The following is a 15188-nucleotide window of genomic DNA, read 5'->3' on the forward strand; positions in this document are numbered from 1 at the left end:
TGAATGTTTTGACGCGGCTTGGCCGTAGCGCTCCGGTTGCCTGCATCCGGTGTCGCAATGGCGGGGCCCTCCTGTTTACTGTCTTCTTACCTACTCTCTAGGAAACTGTGATGAAGAACTCTCTGATCCTGGCTACCGTGATCGCTGCTGCAGCTCTGGCCGCTTGCGGCAAGAAGGAAGAGGCTCCGGCCCCCGCTCCCGCTCCTGCTGTTGAAGCTCCCGCACCGGCAGCTCCTGCTCCCGCAGAAGCCGCTCCTGCTGCTCCCGCCGCCGACGCAGCTGCTCCCGCAGCGCCCGCCGCTGACGCAGCTGCACCTGCCGCTCCCGCTGCTGACGCTGCTGCTGCAGACGCCGCCAAGGCTGCTGCCGACGCTGCCGCCAAGGAAGCCACCAAGCAGTAATCCGGCCTTCGCCGATGGCACAGGCTTAGGCTTGTGCTGCGAAAAAACCGCATCCTTCGGGCTGCGGTTTTTTTTCGTCCACCAGGGCCCGGTCATGCATATCCATGGTCTATGCACGACGGCCCGGATGCAAAAAAGCCACCGGCAAGTGAATGCGCGGTGGCTGCAGGCGAGGGCGGCGGCTGCCGCCTCAATCCCGACGTGAGGATCGCCTACTTCATGTCGTCGGTGATGACGCGCACGATGCGCTGGGCATTGGCCGAGGTCTCTGGCTGGCCCTGGGTGTTGAGCACGGTGACCGTGGACTTGTCGCCCTCGCTGCGCACCTGGATCTGGTACTTGACCGGCGCAGCCGCGTCGGGCGAGCGGCTGAACAGCTTGCTGAAGAATCCCTTGGGCTCGACCTTGGCATCGGGCGCCACATAGCGCACGAAGTAGATGCCGCGGCTGCGGTCGCGGTCTTCCACGGTGAAGCCCGTGCGGTCCAGGGCCACGCCGACACGGCGCCATGCGCGGTCAAAGCCTTCGTCGATCTGCAGCACGGGCTGTCCGTTGGCGGATTCCATGCGCACGCTGCCGGTGGCGGCTGCCGTGGTGGTGTTGGCCTTGGCCACGGCGTCGGCCTGCTCCTGGCTCACGCCGAGCTTGACCATCAGGCGGCGCAGGAATTCGGTTTCCAGTTCCGGATCGGAGGGGCGCGGCTGCCAGATGGTCTGGTCCTTCTGGGCGCTGGTGTACACCTCCTGCATGCCGCGGTGCGTGATGTAGACCTCGGTGGAGCCGTCGGCCGAGCGCTCCAGGCGGGTGCGGAACCTGTCGCGCTCGCTGGTGGAGTACAGGCCGTCGAAGACCTTGCCCAGCGTCTTGCGGATCACGTCCTGCGGGATCTTGGCGCGGTTCTCGGCCCAATCGGTTTCGATGATGCCGAGCTGGCGGTCTTCGGTGGTGAAGATGAAGCCGTTTTCCAGCCAGAAGTCGCGCACGGGCTCCCACAGCTGGTCGGCCGGACGCTTGATCACCAGCCAGCGCTGCTCGCCATTGCGCTCGATGCGCACATCGCCCAGGGCGGCGGTGGCCGTTCGGCCCTCTGCCGGCTTTTGCGCCTTGGAGTTGGCTTCCATGGCGGCGGCGGAGACCACGCCGCCGGGCACGGCGTAGCGGGAGTCCGTGGACAGCTGTGTCAGGTCTGGCGGGACTTCCAGGGTGGGCGCCTGCTGCTTGCCGGCGCTCTTGTAGTCGATCTTGCTCTCTTGGAACGTGGTCGTGCAGGCTGTCAGGCCGATGGCCAGGCTCAGCAGGCTCAGACGTGCAATGGGCTGTTTCACGCGAATATCCTTGGTGCGTTCGGTCGGTGGGGCGGGGCGCCTCACAGCAGGCCAGCGGAGCTCAGGGCGGCTTCCACGGTGGCTTCCAGATTCTTGCTCAGGGGTGTCATCGGCAGGCGCATGGCCGGGCCGCAAAGGCCCAGGCGGGCTGCGGCCCACTTGACGGGAATGGGGTTGGCCTCGACGAAGAGGTTCTTGTGCACAGGCATCAGGCGCATCTGGATGTCCATGGCGGTGCGCACGTCGCCGGCCAGGGCCGCCTTGCACAGATCGCTCATCAGGCGCGGCGCCACGTTGGCCGTGACGCTGATGTTGCCGTGGCCGCCGCACAGCATCAGTGCCACAGCGGTGGGATCATCGCCGGAGTACACGCCGAAGCCTTCGGGCACTTCACGGATCAGCCACTGGGCGCGTTCGATGTTGCCCGTGGCTTCCTTGATGCCGATGATGGCGGGAATCTGCGCCAGGCGCAGCACGGTGTCGTGCTGCATGTCGGCCACCGAGCGGCCGGGCACGTTGTAGAGCACCACAGGCAGGTCGCCCACCGCTTCGGCAATGGCCTTGAAATGCTGGTACTGGCCTTCCTGCGTGGGCTTGTTGTAGTAGGGCACGACCTGCAGCTGGCTGTCGGCACCGACCTTCTTGGCGTAGCGGGCCAGCTCGATGGCCTCGTGCGTGCTGTTGGCGCCGCAGCCGGCCATCACGGGAACGCGGCCCGCAGCCTGCTCGACGGACACGCGGATGATTTCGCAGTGTTCCTCCACGTTGACGGTGGGGGATTCGCCTGTCGTTCCCACCACGCCGATGCAGTCCGTGCCCTCGGCCACATGCCAGTCGATGAGTTTTCGCAGCGCCGGGTAGTCAACACTACCGTCCTCGTGCATGGGCGTGATGAGGGCAACGATGCTGCCAGTGAGAGCGACGGAGGAGGATGTCATGTCCGCAAGAAAAAACGGGAAAGGATCATTCTAACGAGTGTCGGAGGCAGGCCCAAGGCGGTCTCCTGTAGGGATTCAGGCGATTGCAGAGCCTGACGCCTTCTGATGCGCCAGCATGGCCACGGGTTCCCGGCCTGTTGCATCGGGGCGCAGTGCCGCGATGCGCTGGACCACGCGATCGGGCTCGCCCAGCTGGCCGTGCTCGTAGGCCACGATGTGCCAGCCCGCGCAGGCCTGCAGCAGCTCGCCGGGCGCCAGCAGGAAATCGGGCCGGGAAGGCTTGCCGAAGGCCTCGTTGCCCTGGGCAAAGGTTTCGTACAGCAGCACGCCGCCGGGGGCCACGCTGTCCAGCAGCGCCGCCCACAGCGGGCGCCACAGATAGTGGGTCACGACCACGGCGCCGAACTGCCTGCCGGGCAGGGGCCAGGGGCCGTTTTCAATGTCGGCGCACAGCAGCTCGCCCACGCCCTGCAGGCCGGCCAGGGCCTGGGCGTCGCGGTCCACGCCCGTCACTGCATGGCCGCGTGCATGGAACCAGCGCATGTGGCGGCCAGGGCCGCAGGCCACGTCGAGCACGGTGGCCTCGGGTGCCAGAAGATGCGACCAGCGTTGGATCCAGGGCGAAGGCGGCGTGGCTGCGTGCATGTGAAATTTCGGAAATGAATTGAAAGCGGCCGCCATTGTGCCGCCAGGCCTTTGCCGCGCTTCAATTTCAGAAGCAGGCCCAGAGCTGGTCGGCCATGCCCAGCATGAACTCGGGCTGCAGATAGAGCATGAAGACCAGGCCCAGCACCAGCAGCACGGCGGCCCACAGCGCCAGCCTGCGCAGCAGCTGTGGGCGGGGCGTGGTGGCTGTCGTCATGTCAGGCCGCCGCCTGCGCCGCACGCGGCCTTGCCACCGGGGCTTCGCGTATCGGCAGGTTCAGCAGGCCGGCGGCCACGCCCAGGCCGATGGCCAGGTACCAGACCACCTGGTAGCTGCCGGTGTGGTCATACAGATAGCCGCCCAGCCAGACACCCAGAAAGCTGCCGACCTGGTGGCTGAAGAACACCATTCCGCTCAACATGGACAGATGCTGCACGCCGAAGATCTGGGCCACGGTGGCATTGGTCAGCGGCACGGTGGACAGCCACAGCAGTCCCATGGCGGCCGAGAAGATGTAGACCGACCAGGGCGTCAGCGGCGCGAGCAGGAAGAGCACGATCACCACCGAGCGCGTGAAGTAGATGGTGGACAGCAGGTAGCGCTTGGGCAGGCGCTGGCCCAGGTTGCCGGCCACATAGGTGCCGACGATGTTGAACAGCCCCACCAGCGCCAGCGAGATGCTGGCCACCTGCGGTGCCAGGCCGTAGTCCTTGAGGTAGCTGGGCATGTGCACGCCGATGAACATCACCTGGAAGCCGCAGACGAAGTAGCCAGCCGTCAGCAGCACGAAGCTGGGTGTGCGCAGGGCCTCGGCCACGGCCTGGGCTGCGCTCTGGTCGCGCATGGGCCGGGTATTGCCGGCCGTGAAGCCCGGCTCGCGCAGGCCGAAGGCCAGCGGAATGATCATCAGGGCGCACAGCGACAGCAGCAGCAGGGCGTTGGACCAGCCGAAGTTCGAGATCAGGCTGCCTTCCACGGGCACCATGAAGAACTGGCCGAAGGAGCCCGCCGCCGCCGTCACGCCCATGGCCCAGCTGCGCCGCGCCACGGGAATCTGGCGGCCCAGCACGCCGTAGATCACGGCATAGGTGGTGCCGGCCTGGGCTGCGCCTATCACCACGCCGGCCGTCAGGGCGAACCAGGTTGTCGTGGGCGCCATGGCCATGCCGGCCAGGCCCAGCGCATACAGCAGCGCGCCCACCAGGAGCACGCGGAAGGCGCCGAAGCGGTCGGCCAGCATGCCGCCGAAGATGCCGAGCACGCCCCAGGACAGGTTCTGGATGGCAATGGCCAGCGCGAAGGACTCGCGCGTCCAGCCCATCTCCTGGGTGATAGGCTGCAGCCACAGGCCGAAGCCGTGCCGGATTCCCATGGACAGCGTCACGACTGCGCCCCCGCACAGCAGTATCTGCACCATGGACATGGGTTGGTTGTTTTTGTGCATGCGGCAAACTTTAGCGAAACTCCGGGTTTTGCGCTGCGACGCATGGGTCGCCCATGCGCCAGCGCGGCACTTCGTAGCCCTTGGCGGCACTGGCCTTTTCGGGATAGTCAATGTCAATGACTGTGAATGTATCCAGCACTGAGCCGGGCCGCGCACTACAATCCGCCCCCATGGCAGTCAAACCATCTCCCACTTCCGCCAGCGAATACTCCGAAGGCTCGATACGCGTGCTCAAGGGCCTGGAGCCCGTCAAGCAGCGTCCCGGCATGTACACGCGCACCGACAACCCCCTGCATGTGCTGCAGGAGGTGATCGACAACGCGGCCGACGAGGCGCTGGCCGGCTTCGGCAAGAAAATCCGCTTCACCCTGCATTCCGACGGCTCCTACAGCGTCGAGGACGACGGCCGGGGCATCCCCTTCGGCATGCACCCCGAGGAAAAGGCGCCCGTGGTGGAGCTGGTCTTCACTCGCCTGCATGCGGGCGGCAAGTTCGACAAGGGCAAGGGCGGCGCCTACAGCTTCTCGGGCGGCCTGCATGGCGTGGGCGTCTCGGTCACGAATGCGCTGGCCACGCGCCTTGAGGCCTGCATCCACCGCGAGGGCAAGGTGGCCACCATCGCCTTCTCGGGCGGCGACGTGGTCGAGCCCCTGCAGTCGCGGCCGCTGGCCGCGGGCGAGCGCAAGCAGGGCACGACCGTGCGCGTGTGGCCCGATGCCCGCTACTTCGAATCCTCCCAGCTGCCCATGGGCGAGCTGATGCATCTGCTGCGCAGCAAGGCCGTGCTCATGCCCGGCGTGTCGGTGACCCTGGTCAACGAGAAGACGCGCGACACCCAGACCTGGCAGTTCAAGGGCGGCCTGCGCGACTATCTGCAGCAAAGCCTGCATGGCGAGGCCGTCATCCCCCTGTTCGAAGGCGAGGGCTTTGCCGACCGCAACCACGACAGCTTTGCCGAAGGCGAGGGCGCCGCCTGGTGCGTGGCCTTCACCGAGGATGGCGCGCCGCTGCGCGAAAGCTATGTCAACCTGATCCCCACCACGGCCGGCGGCACGCACGACAGCGGCCTGCGCGACGGCCTGTTCCAGGCGGTCAAGGCCTTCATCGAGATGCATTCGCTGCTGCCCAAGGGCGTCAAGCTCATGCCTGACGACGTCTTCGCGCGCGCCAGCTACGTGCTCAATGCCAAGGTGCTGGACCCGCAGTTCCAGGGCCAGATCAAGGAGCGCCTGAACTCGCGCGATGCCGTGCGCCTGGTCAGCGGCTACGTTCGCCCTGCGCTGGAGCTGTGGCTCAACGAGCATGTGGAATGGGGCCGCAAGCTGGCCGAGATCGCCATCAAGGCCGCCCAGACACGCCAGAAGGCGGGCCAGAAGGTCGAAAAGCGCAAGGGCTCGGGCGTGGCCGTGCTGCCCGGCAAGCTCACCGATTGCGAAAGCCGCGACCTGAGCCTGAACGAGGTCTTCCTGGTCGAGGGCGACTCGGCCGGCGGCAGCGCCAAGATGGGACGCGACAAGGAAACCCAGGCCGTGCTGCCCCTGCGCGGCAAGGTGCTCAACACCTGGGAAGTCGACCGTGACCGCCTGTTCGCCAACAACGAGATCCACGACATCTCGGTGGCCATCGGCGTGGACCCGCATGGCCCCCATGACACGCCCGACCTGTCCGGCCTGCGCTACGGCAAGATCTGCATTCTTTCGGATGCCGACGTGGATGGCTCGCACATCCAGGTGCTGCTGCTCACGCTGTTCTTCCGCCACTTCCCCAAGCTCATCGAGGCCGGCCACATCCATGTGGCGCTGCCGCCGCTGTTCCGCGTCGATGTGCCTGCGCGGGGCAAGAAGCCAGCAGCCAAGATGTACGCGCTGGACGAGGGCGAGCTGACCGCCATCCTCGACAAGTCCGCCAAGGATGGCGTTCCGCGCGAGAAATGCCAGATCAGCCGCTTCAAGGGCCTGGGCGAGATGAATGCCGAGCAGCTGTGGGAAACCACGCTCAACCCCGACACGCGCCGCCTGCTGCCCGTGCAGTTCATGAATCTGGACTTTGCGGCGGCCGAGCAGGTCGTCACCAAGCTGATGGGCAAGGGCGAGGCTGCGGCGCGCCGCGAGCTGATGGAGTTGCACGGCGACGCCATCGAAGTGGATATCTGATCCCCATGCCCCTGCGCCCGGCTGCCCCACAGCACCTTCCGCACCGCCCGCACCCTGCGCGCGCCGCTGCCGCGCGCGCGCTTGCAGCGCTGGGCGCGGCCCTGGCGCTGTGGGGGGTGGCGCAGCCCGCGCATGCCGATCTCTGGGCCTTCGTGGACGAGCGCGGCATCACGCACTTCGCCGCGCAGGCGCTGGACGAGCGCTACAAGCTCTACTTCCGCGGCTCGCTGTATGACAGCACCGAGCAGGGACTCAAGCCCCCGCTGGTGGAAGCCGAGGCCGCTGCCGACGATGACGGCGGCAGCGATGCCGGGCGCAGGCTGCAGGCGAGCACGCGGATGCAAAGCTTCTTCGACATCTCGCCGCGCTACAAGAGCGTGCGCGGCCACCTGCGCAAGGCGGCGGACCACACGGGGGTGGACTACGACCTGCTCAAAGCCGTGATTGCCGTCGAGTCGGGCTTTGACGCGCAGGCCATCTCGCCCAAGGGCGCAGTCGGCCTGATGCAGCTGATGCCGGCCACGGCCCAGCGCTTCGGCGTGGAGGCCAGCCGCCAGCGCAGCGTGCAGCAGCAACTGGCCGACCCGGCCGTCAACGTGCCGGCCGGCGCGCGCTACCTCAACCATCTGATGGGGCTGTTCCCCGGGCGGCTGGACCTGGTGCTGGCCGCCTACAACGCGGGCGAGGGTGCCGTGCGGCGTGCGGGGCAGGCCATTCCTCCCTATCAGGAAACCCGCAATTACGTGAAGGCCGTGCTCGGTATCTACGAGCAGCTGCAGGGCGGGCGCCAGCGTGCGGGCCAGGCAGCGCCGGTGGCGGCACAGCCTGGCACAGCGCCCCGGATACGGATGACCTTGTCCACAGGGCTGCCCTCGCCGCGATGAGCGGCCTTCACTGCATTTATTGAGATCACGAATTTCTTCATGAGCGATCAAAACACTCTGGATCTGGCCCAACAGGCGGCCGGCGATGCCCTGGACCTGGGCCAGTACGCACAGCGCGCCTACCTTGAATACGCACTGTCGGTCGTCAAGGGCCGGGCACTGCCCGATGTCACCGACGGCCTCAAGCCCGTGCAGCGGCGCATTCTGTACGCCATGGACCGCATGGGCCTGAGCTACAGCGGCCCCAACCACAACACGGCGGCCAAGCCGGTCAAAAGCGCGCGCGTGGTCGGCGATGTGCTGGGGCGCTTTCACCCGCACGGCGACCAGTCGGCCTACGACGCGCTGGTGCGCATGGCCCAGGACTTCAACCAGCGCTATCCGCTGGTCGATGGCCAGGGCAATTTCGGCAGCCGCGACGGCGACGGCGCAGCGGCCATGCGCTACACCGAGGCGCGCCTGTCCAAGATCACGGGCCTGCTGCTCGACGAGATCGACATGGGCACGGTGGACTTCGTGCCCAACTACGACGGCAGCACGCAGGAGCCGCAGCAGCTGCCCGCGCGCCTGCCGTTCGCCCTGCTCAACGGCGCCAGCGGCATTGCCGTGGGCCTGGCCACGGAAATCCCCAGCCACAACCTGCGCGAGGTGGCCGACGCCTGCGTGGCCCTGATCAAGCGGCCGCAGCTCAGCGACGAGGAACTGTTCCAGATCATCCCCGGCCCCGACTATCCGGGCGGCGGGCAGATCATCAGCAGCGCCTCCGACATCCAGGATGCCTACCGCACGGGGCGCGGCAGCCTCAAGCTGCGCGCGCGCTGGAAGATCGAGGAGCTGGCGCGCGGCCAGTGGCAGATGGTGGTGACCGAGCTGCCGCCCGGCGTCTCTGCGCAGAAGGTGCTCGAAGAGATCGAGGACATCACCAACCCCAAGGTCAAGACCGGCAAGAAGGCGCTGAGCCAGGAACAGACCCAGCTCAAGGCCAGCATGCTGGCGGTGCTCGATGGCGTGCGCGACGAGTCCAGCAAGGATGCGCCCGTGCGCCTGGTCTTCGAGCCCAAGACCGGCAAGGTGCCGCAGCAGGAGCTGGTCACGGCGCTGCTGGCGCACACCAGCCTGGAGTCGTCCAGCTCCATCAACCTGACCATGATCGGCCTCGATGGCCGGCCGGTGCAGAAAAGCCTGCGCTTGATGCTCGAGGAATGGATCGCCTTCCGCCAGACCACGGTCACGCGGCGCAGCCAGCACCGGCTGGCCAAGGTGCTGGACCGCATCCACATCCTCGAAGGCCGTCAGGCCGTGCTGCTGAACATCGACAAGGTCATCGCCATCATCCGGGCCAGCGACGAGCCCAGGCAGGCGCTGATCGATGCCTTTGCGCTGTCCGAGCGCCAGGCCGACGACATTCTGGAAATCCGCCTGCGCCAGCTGGCGCGGCTGGAGGCCATCAAGATCGAGCAGGAACTCAAGGAACTGCGCGTCGAGCAGGGCAAGCTCGAAGACATCCTGGGCAGCGAGAGCGTCATGCGCCGCCTGATCTGCAAGGAGATCGAGGCCGACGCCAAGCAGTTCGCCGATGCGCGCCGCACGCTGATCCAGGAAGAAAAGAAGGTGGTCGCCGAAGTCAAGGTGGTCGATGAGCCCGTGACGGTCATCATCTCGGACAAGGGCTGGGTGCGCACGCGCCAGGGCCATGGCGTCGATGCGGGCACGCTCAGCTTCAAGGCCGGCGACAGCCTGCACGGCACCTTCGAGTGCCGCACGGTGGACCAGCTGCTGGCCTTCGGCAGCAATGGCCGGGTCTATTCGGTGCCGGTGTCGCAGCTGCCCGGCGGGCGCGGCGATGGCCAGCCCGTGACCACGCTCATCGAGCTGGAGGCCGGCACCCAGATCCTGTACTACTTCGCGGGAGCCGAAGGAACGGCGCTGCTGCTGTCGGGGTCGGGCGGCTACGGCTTCGTGGCCATGGTAGGCGACATGGTCTCGCGCCAGAAGGCGGGCAAGGCCTTCGTGACGCTGGCCGACGGCGAGACGCTGTGCGCCCCGTCCACGGCCTACGGCGTGCCCATGGGCGCACGTGCCGAGCCGCAGGAAGGCGAGCAGGGCGCGGGCCTGCTGCTGCCGGCCACGCATGTGATCTGCGCCTCCACGGGCGGCCGCATCCTCACCTTCGAGATCGCCAGCCTCAAGCACATGGCCAAGGGCGGTCGCGGGCTGATGCTGCTCGACCTGGAGGACAAGGACACCCTGGCGGGCGCTGCCGCCTACACGCGCAGCATCCGCATCGATGGCCTGGGCCGCGGCGGCAAGGAGCGCAGCGAGACGCTGGAGATCCGCAGTCTCAACAATGCCCGTGGCACGCGCGGCCGCAAGGGCAAGTCGGCCGACCTGGGCTTCAAGCCACAAAGCGTGACGCGCGTGGAGTAAAGAGCGCATCTGCCCCTGCAATGCCTTCCGCGAAAGGGGTGGATCAGGGGTTTTCTCTGGGTTTTTCCGACCTCCGGGCCCTGCTGCAGGCCTCAACATGGAGTCTTCCAACATGAGGGAGACTGGATATGCTGCGACTTCGCATGGCACACAAGCTGTGGCTTGCCGTGGCCGCCATCGTGGTGGCGCTGGTGGGCGTGGTCGGCTTGTCGGGTTATCGCTCGGCCCAGGTCCAGGCCCGGTCCGAGGCCGTCACCCAGGAGATGCAGGCGCGGGTCCAGGCCGCCGTGCGCTGGATGGGGCTGACCGAAACCAATGCGGCCCGCACCCAGGCCCTGGTGGTCAGCAGTGATGCTGCCGTCGAGGCCGAGTTCAAGGACGTGATCAGCGCCACCTCGGCGCGGATCACCGAGGTGCAGAAATCACTGGAAGCCATGCCCCTGTCCGACGCAGACAAGGCGCAGATGGACAGGATTGCGGCAGCCCGCAAGACCATGATCGAACTGCGTGCCCAGGCACGCCAGCTCAAGGCCGACGGCCGGCAGGAGCAGGCGTTGGCCTTGGTCAAGCAATCCTACAACCCTGCCGTGGATGCCTATCTGCAGTCGCTGCGCGACTTCGTGCAGATGCAGGAGCAGGTGGTGCGCAGCAGCCAGGAAGAGACGGCAGCCTCGCGCAGGCTCACCGTGGGTTTTGCCGCTGCGGCCGTGGGCGTGCTGCTGCTGTGCATCGTCATCGGCGCCCATTTCCTGATTGCCAGCATCCGCCGTCCCCTGGCCCAGGCCAGGGAACTGGCCGAACGCATTGCCGCAGGCGACCTGAGCGCAGCGGCGCAGGGACAGACACAGCGCGCTGACGAATTCGGCGACCTGCTGCGCTCGCTGCAGGCCATGAGCGAATCGCTGTCGGGCATGGTGCAGCAGGTGCGCCAGAGCACGGACAGCATTGCCATCGCCAGTGCCGAGATTGCCACCGGCAACCACGACCTGTCCGTGCGCACCGAGCAGACCTACAGCAACCTGCAGGAGACCGCGGCCGCCATGGAGCAGTTCACCAGCACGCTGCAGCAAAGCGCCAGCAGTGCGCAGCAGGCCAGCAGCCTGGCGGCGGGCGCGTCACAGGTGGCCCAGCGCGGCGGTGAGGTCGTGGCCCGGGTGGTCGAGACCATGAAAGGCATCAACGACAGCAGCAGGCAGATTGCCGACATCGTCGGCGTCATCGACTCCATTGCCTTCCAGACCAATATCCTGGCGCTGAACGCCGCCGTGGAGGCGGCCCGCGCCGGCGAGCAGGGCCGGGGCTTTGCCGTGGTGGCCAGCGAGGTGCGCACGCTGGCCCAGCGCAGCGCGGCGGCTGCCAAGGAGATACGCCAGCTCATCGGCGCTTCGGTGGAACGGGTGGAGGACGGCGCCCGCCTGGTGGGCGATGCCGGCACCACCATGGAGGGCATCGTGCAGTCCGTGCAGCGCGTGGCCGACACCATCGGCGAGATCACGGCGGCCTCTTCGGAGCAAAGCGCGGGCGTGGCCCAGGTCAATCAGGCCGTGGGACAGCTGGACCAGATGACGCAGCAGAACGCGGCCCTGGTCGAGCAAAGCGCGGCCGCGGCGCAAAGCCTGCGAGAGCAGGCCGAGCAGCTGTCGCGCACGGTGGCGGTGTTCAAGGTGGCGCACCTGGCGCCCTCGCCGACGACGCTCGCAAGGCAGGCTGCGCCGGCGGTGCGCACTGCGCACAGCGCGGCCGCAGCGCCAAGGCGGCCGGCAGCAGCCGTGGCGCCTGCGGCTGTCGGGCCGGTTGCCGCGCGGCCTGCCGCAGCAAGGGAGGCGGCGCCCAAGCTGGCCTCGGCGCCCCGGCCCGCCGCACCGGCAGCCGAGGATGGCCAATGGGAGAGTTTCTAGCCGCCTGCGAGCACGGCGGCGCCGTGCGGCGGCATGCCGATCAGGCCAGTTCGGCGATCAGCTCGATTTCCACGCAGGAGCCCAGCGGGATCTGGGCCACGCCGAAGGCGCTGCGCGCATGCGTGCCGGCATCGCCGAAGACCTGGCCCAGCAGCTCGCTGCAGCCGTTGGCCACCAAATGCTGCTCGGTGTAGTCGCCCGTGGAGTTGACCAGGCACATCAGCTTGACGATGCGGCGCACGCGGCCCAGGTCGCCGCCGGCGGCGTGCTGGAGCGTGCCCATCAGGTCGATGGCGATGGCGCGCGCGGCCTGCTGGCCGTCGGCAGTCTGCAGATCACGGCCCAGCTGGCCTGCCCAGACCTTGCCGTCCTTGCGTGCGATATGTCCGCTCAGGAACACCAGATTGCCCGTCTGCACATAGGGCACGTAGGCTGCCGCCGGGATGGCAGGCGACGGCAGTTCGATGTTCAGGGCCTTCAGTTGTTCGTAAACGCTCATCGTTGATTCCTTCGAGACAAGAAAAATCCGGCGCCAGTGCCGGGGTGGCGGACAGTGTGACACAGCCCCCGTGCACCCTGGCATGTCAGGGCCTGGGCTTCCGTCAGTCTGATTGTTGTCTGAATCCGAGGCGGTGCATGGTGGCTGCGCGGCATCCGCTCCTAGCATGTGTGGATGCACCCTGCGGCAGCTGCCCAAACTCTCTCGCCGTCTTCCTGGACGCCCCTGCTGCTCGGCTGCGTGGCCGGTGCGGCCTGGCAGGTCACGCAGCCGCGCCTGTGGCCGCTGTGGATATATCTGCTCTTGGCGTGCATGGGGCTGGCAGGCCTGGCATGGAGGGCGTGGCGGGCATGGGCAGGCCGGCGCTGCCGTGTTGTGCACGGCCTGTGGGCCGCTGTCTGCGCCGCCTTGCTGATGGGCGGGTTGACAGGCTGGCGTGCCCAGGACTTTGCGGGCCAGGCGCTGTCTCCGCCGTTGGAGGGGCGTGACCTGCGCATCGTCGGCGTCGTGGCATCGCTGCCCCAGAACATGGCCCAGGGCATGCGCTGGCGCATGGCCGTGGAGCAGGCGCAGATCGCGGGCCGCGAAGAGGCCCTGGCTCCGTTTCCCGGGTTGATCGAGCTGTCCTGGTACGTAGCCCGGGGCCGGGCGTCCAAGGGCGCCGCAGCGTCGCTGCCCGTCCTGCGCCCGGGCCAGCGCTGGGCCCTGACCGTACGGCTCAAGCGCCCGCATGGCGCGCGCAATCCCCACGGTTTCGACTATGAGCTGTGGCAGTGGGAGCAGGGCGTGCAGGCCACGGGCTATGTGCGCGAACAGCCAGCGGCGAGCCTGCTGGCCGACACAGGCGCCTACGCCCTGCAGCGCTGGCGCCAGCAGATGCGCGAGGCCATCGTGAACCGGGCAGCCGCACTCGCGCAAGCCATGCAGCGCGTAGGCATGGACCCCGCGCAGTCGCCGCGCATGCTGGGCGTGGTGGCCGCCCTGGCCATGGGCGATCAGCAGGCCATTGCGCGTGACGATTGGACGCTGTTCCGCCATACCGGCGTGGCCCATTTGATGAGTATTTCCGGACTGCATATCACCCTGTTCGCATGGCTGGCTGCGCTGGTCGTGGGGCGACTGTGGCGTTGCAGTGCCCGGGCCTGCCTGTGGTGCCCGGCACCGCAGGCGGCGCTGCTGGCCGGCGTGCTGCTGGCGGGCGGCTATGCCCTGTTCAGCGGCTGGGGTCTGCCGGCGCAGCGCACGGTGTGCATGCTGGCAACGGTGGCCGCGTTGCGCGTCACAGGGCTGCGCTGGCCCTGGCCCGCCGTGTGGTGCCTGGCGCTGGCCGTGGTTGTCGTGCTCGATCCCTGGGCCCTGTGGCAGGCGGGCTTCTGGCTGAGTTTTGTGGCCGTGGGCGTGCTGCTGGCGACCGATGCACGCATGCAGGGCGCGGTGCGGCCGTCGCTGCCCGCCCGTGCCCTGGCGTTGTGGGGTGAGCAGTGGCGCATCACTCTGGCGCTGGCGCCGCTGGGGCTGATGCTGTTTGGCCAGCTGTCGCTGTCGGGGCTGCTGGCCAATCTGGCCGCGATTCCCTGGGTGACTTTCGTGGTCACGCCACTGGCCTTGCTGGGGGCCTTGTGGCCCCCGTTCTGGACGGGCGCGGCGCTGGCGCTGGCGCCGCTGCTGGAGCTGCTGCAGTGGCTGGACCGGTGGGGCTGGGCCGTGTTGCAGCTGCCGCAGCCGCCGCTGTGGGCGGGGCTGGCTGCGCTGGGTGCAGGCCTGGCGCTGGTGGCTCCGGTGCCGGCCGGATGGCGTTGCTGGGGCCTGGCCATGTGCCTGCCGGCCCTGTGGTGGCCGCCGGCCGCACCGGCACATGGCGAGTTCGATTTGATGGCCGTGGACATAGGCCAGGGCAATGCCGTGCTGCTGCGCACGGCCCGGCACGCCCTGCTGTATGACACGGGTCCGCAGTACGGCATGGATAGCAATGCCGGCGAACGGGTGCTGGTGCCGCTGCTGCAGGCCCTGGGGCTGCGCCTGGATGCGCTGTGGCTCAGCCACCGCGACGGCGACCATACGGGCGGTGCCTTGGCCGTGCATGCCGCGCAGCCGCAGGCCGAGGTCTGGGGATCGGACTCCGTGATCCTGGACCCCGCTCTGGCCGGCCTGGGCGCCGTGCGCCGATGTGAGGCCGGCCAGCAGTGGGAGTGGGATGGCGTGCAGATGCAGGTGCTGCATCCACCCGCGGGCGAACCGCTGCCGGCCGCGCAGGCCCTGGCCCACGCCAATGCGGGCAGCTGCGTGCTGCTGCTGCGTTCGGCATCCGGGGTGCAGGCCTTGCTGGCCGGCGATATCGGATGGGGGAGTGATCTCTTTGGCACAGAAGGTGAAGCCATGTGACTCTGCAGAAAGCCAATCACGACGCGGGGTTACGTGGGTTTTGAGGCCTCTTCCTGTGTTCATCGTCTTTGGCACAAATTGGGCGGGCCATACGCACAAACTGGGCGGAACGAGCTGGGAGTGAGCTACATCTGCGTCCTGATGGGTGCGGTCAAGTCCTTGATTCTCCAGTGAACACGCATCAGTGCGCA

General features: G+C 67.8%; 12 protein-coding genes. 6 read left to right on the forward strand and 6 right to left on the reverse strand.

All coding sequences use genetic code 11. The features are described from left to right. The first annotated feature begins 110 nt into the window (after window positions 1–110). Window positions 111–401, forward strand: coding sequence for a hypothetical protein (locus tag G4D77_RS24530; protein WP_074920994.1), 291 nt, complete (start codon window positions 111–113; stop codon window positions 399–401). Window positions 402–613: 212 nt separating this feature from the next. Here G4D77_RS24530 and bamC read toward each other — a convergent pair whose 3' ends face one another. The 5 genes from bamC to G4D77_RS24555 all read right to left on the reverse strand — a co-directional run bounded on the left by bamC (window position 614) and on the right by G4D77_RS24555 (window position 4754). Next, window positions 614–1726: an NlpB/DapX family lipoprotein gene (bamC, locus tag G4D77_RS24535; RefSeq protein ID WP_016447628.1), complete on the reverse strand. Its 1113-nt coding sequence runs from the start codon at window positions 1724–1726 to the stop codon at window positions 614–616. A gap of 41 nt (window positions 1727–1767) precedes the next feature. After that, window positions 1768–2664: a 4-hydroxy-tetrahydrodipicolinate synthase gene (gene dapA / locus G4D77_RS24540; protein ID WP_016447627.1), complete on the reverse strand. Its 897-nt coding sequence runs from the start codon at window positions 2662–2664 to the stop codon at window positions 1768–1770. A gap of 75 nt (window positions 2665–2739) precedes the next feature. Further along, window positions 2740–3309, reverse strand: a complete 570-nt coding sequence (locus G4D77_RS24545) for a class I SAM-dependent methyltransferase (RefSeq protein WP_154833741.1) — start codon at window positions 3307–3309, stop codon at window positions 2740–2742. A 67-nt stretch (window positions 3310–3376) separates the two neighbouring features. Then, on the reverse strand, window positions 3377–3526 hold the full coding sequence (locus G4D77_RS24550; RefSeq protein ID WP_016447625.1) for a hypothetical protein: 150 nt from the start codon (window positions 3524–3526) through the stop codon (window positions 3377–3379). A gap of 1 nt (window position 3527) precedes the next feature. Further along, on the reverse strand, window positions 3528–4754 hold the full coding sequence (locus G4D77_RS24555) for an MFS transporter (RefSeq protein WP_154833742.1): 1227 nt from the start codon (window positions 4752–4754) through the stop codon (window positions 3528–3530). A gap of 170 nt (window positions 4755–4924) precedes the next feature. On the opposite strand from G4D77_RS24555, the gene G4D77_RS24560 reads away from it, so the two are divergent. The 4 genes from G4D77_RS24560 to G4D77_RS24575 all read left to right on the forward strand — a co-directional run bounded on the left by G4D77_RS24560 (window position 4925) and on the right by G4D77_RS24575 (window position 12116). Next, complete coding sequence (locus tag G4D77_RS24560) at window positions 4925–6907, forward strand: DNA topoisomerase IV subunit B (protein WP_016447623.1); 1983 nt, start codon at window positions 4925–4927, stop codon at window positions 6905–6907. A gap of 5 nt (window positions 6908–6912) precedes the next feature. Further along, window positions 6913–7791: a lytic transglycosylase domain-containing protein gene (locus G4D77_RS24565; protein WP_070080934.1), complete on the forward strand. Its 879-nt coding sequence runs from the start codon at window positions 6913–6915 to the stop codon at window positions 7789–7791. Between the two features lie 39 nt (window positions 7792–7830). Further along, window positions 7831–10218, forward strand: coding sequence for a DNA topoisomerase IV subunit A (gene parC, locus G4D77_RS24570; RefSeq protein WP_016447621.1), 2388 nt, complete (start codon window positions 7831–7833; stop codon window positions 10216–10218). A 128-nt stretch (window positions 10219–10346) separates the two neighbouring features. After that, a complete protein-coding gene (locus G4D77_RS24575; protein ID WP_154833743.1) occupies window positions 10347–12116 on the forward strand; it encodes a methyl-accepting chemotaxis protein in 1770 nt (589 codons plus the stop codon). Window positions 12117–12156: 40 nt separating this feature from the next. On the opposite strand, the gene G4D77_RS24580 is transcribed toward G4D77_RS24575, so the two are convergent. Beyond that, window positions 12157–12615, reverse strand: coding sequence for a RidA family protein (locus tag G4D77_RS24580; protein WP_012206880.1), 459 nt, complete (start codon window positions 12613–12615; stop codon window positions 12157–12159). Window positions 12616–12789: 174 nt separating this feature from the next. On the opposite strand from G4D77_RS24580, the gene G4D77_RS24585 reads away from it, so the two are divergent. Then, a complete protein-coding gene (locus G4D77_RS24585; protein WP_227740937.1) occupies window positions 12790–14997 on the forward strand; it encodes a DNA internalization-related competence protein ComEC/Rec2 in 2208 nt (735 codons plus the stop codon). Window positions 14998–15188: the final 191 nt, after the last annotated feature.

The sequence above is a fragment of the Delftia sp. WY8 genome (genome assembly GCF_018437695.1).
In the GTDB taxonomy this organism is placed as follows: domain Bacteria; phylum Pseudomonadota; class Gammaproteobacteria; order Burkholderiales; family Burkholderiaceae_C; genus Comamonas; species Comamonas tsuruhatensis.

Coding starts and splice junctions, on each gene's coding strand:
- G4D77_RS24530 (WP_074920994.1), top strand. CDS start 111: ATGAAGAACTCTCTGATCCTGGCTACCGTGATCGCTGCTGCAGCTCTG.
- dapA (WP_016447627.1), bottom strand. CDS start 2,664: ATGACATCCTCCTCCGTCGCTCTCACTGGCAGCATCGTTGCCCTCATC.
- G4D77_RS24545 (WP_154833741.1), bottom strand. CDS start 3,309: ATGCACGCAGCCACGCCGCCTTCGCCCTGGATCCAACGCTGGTCGCAT.
- G4D77_RS24550 (WP_016447625.1), bottom strand. CDS start 3,526: ATGACGACAGCCACCACGCCCCGCCCACAGCTGCTGCGCAGGCTGGCG.
- G4D77_RS24555 (WP_154833742.1), bottom strand. CDS start 4,754: ATGCACAAAAACAACCAACCCATGTCCATGGTGCAGATACTGCTGTGC.
- G4D77_RS24560 (WP_016447623.1), top strand. CDS start 4,925: ATGGCAGTCAAACCATCTCCCACTTCCGCCAGCGAATACTCCGAAGGC.
- G4D77_RS24565 (WP_070080934.1), top strand. CDS start 6,913: ATGCCCCTGCGCCCGGCTGCCCCACAGCACCTTCCGCACCGCCCGCAC.
- parC (WP_016447621.1), top strand. CDS start 7,831: ATGAGCGATCAAAACACTCTGGATCTGGCCCAACAGGCGGCCGGCGAT.
- G4D77_RS24575 (WP_154833743.1), top strand. CDS start 10,347: ATGCTGCGACTTCGCATGGCACACAAGCTGTGGCTTGCCGTGGCCGCC.
- G4D77_RS24580 (WP_012206880.1), bottom strand. CDS start 12,615: ATGAGCGTTTACGAACAACTGAAGGCCCTGAACATCGAACTGCCGTCG.
- G4D77_RS24585 (WP_227740937.1), top strand. CDS start 12,790: ATGCACCCTGCGGCAGCTGCCCAAACTCTCTCGCCGTCTTCCTGGACG.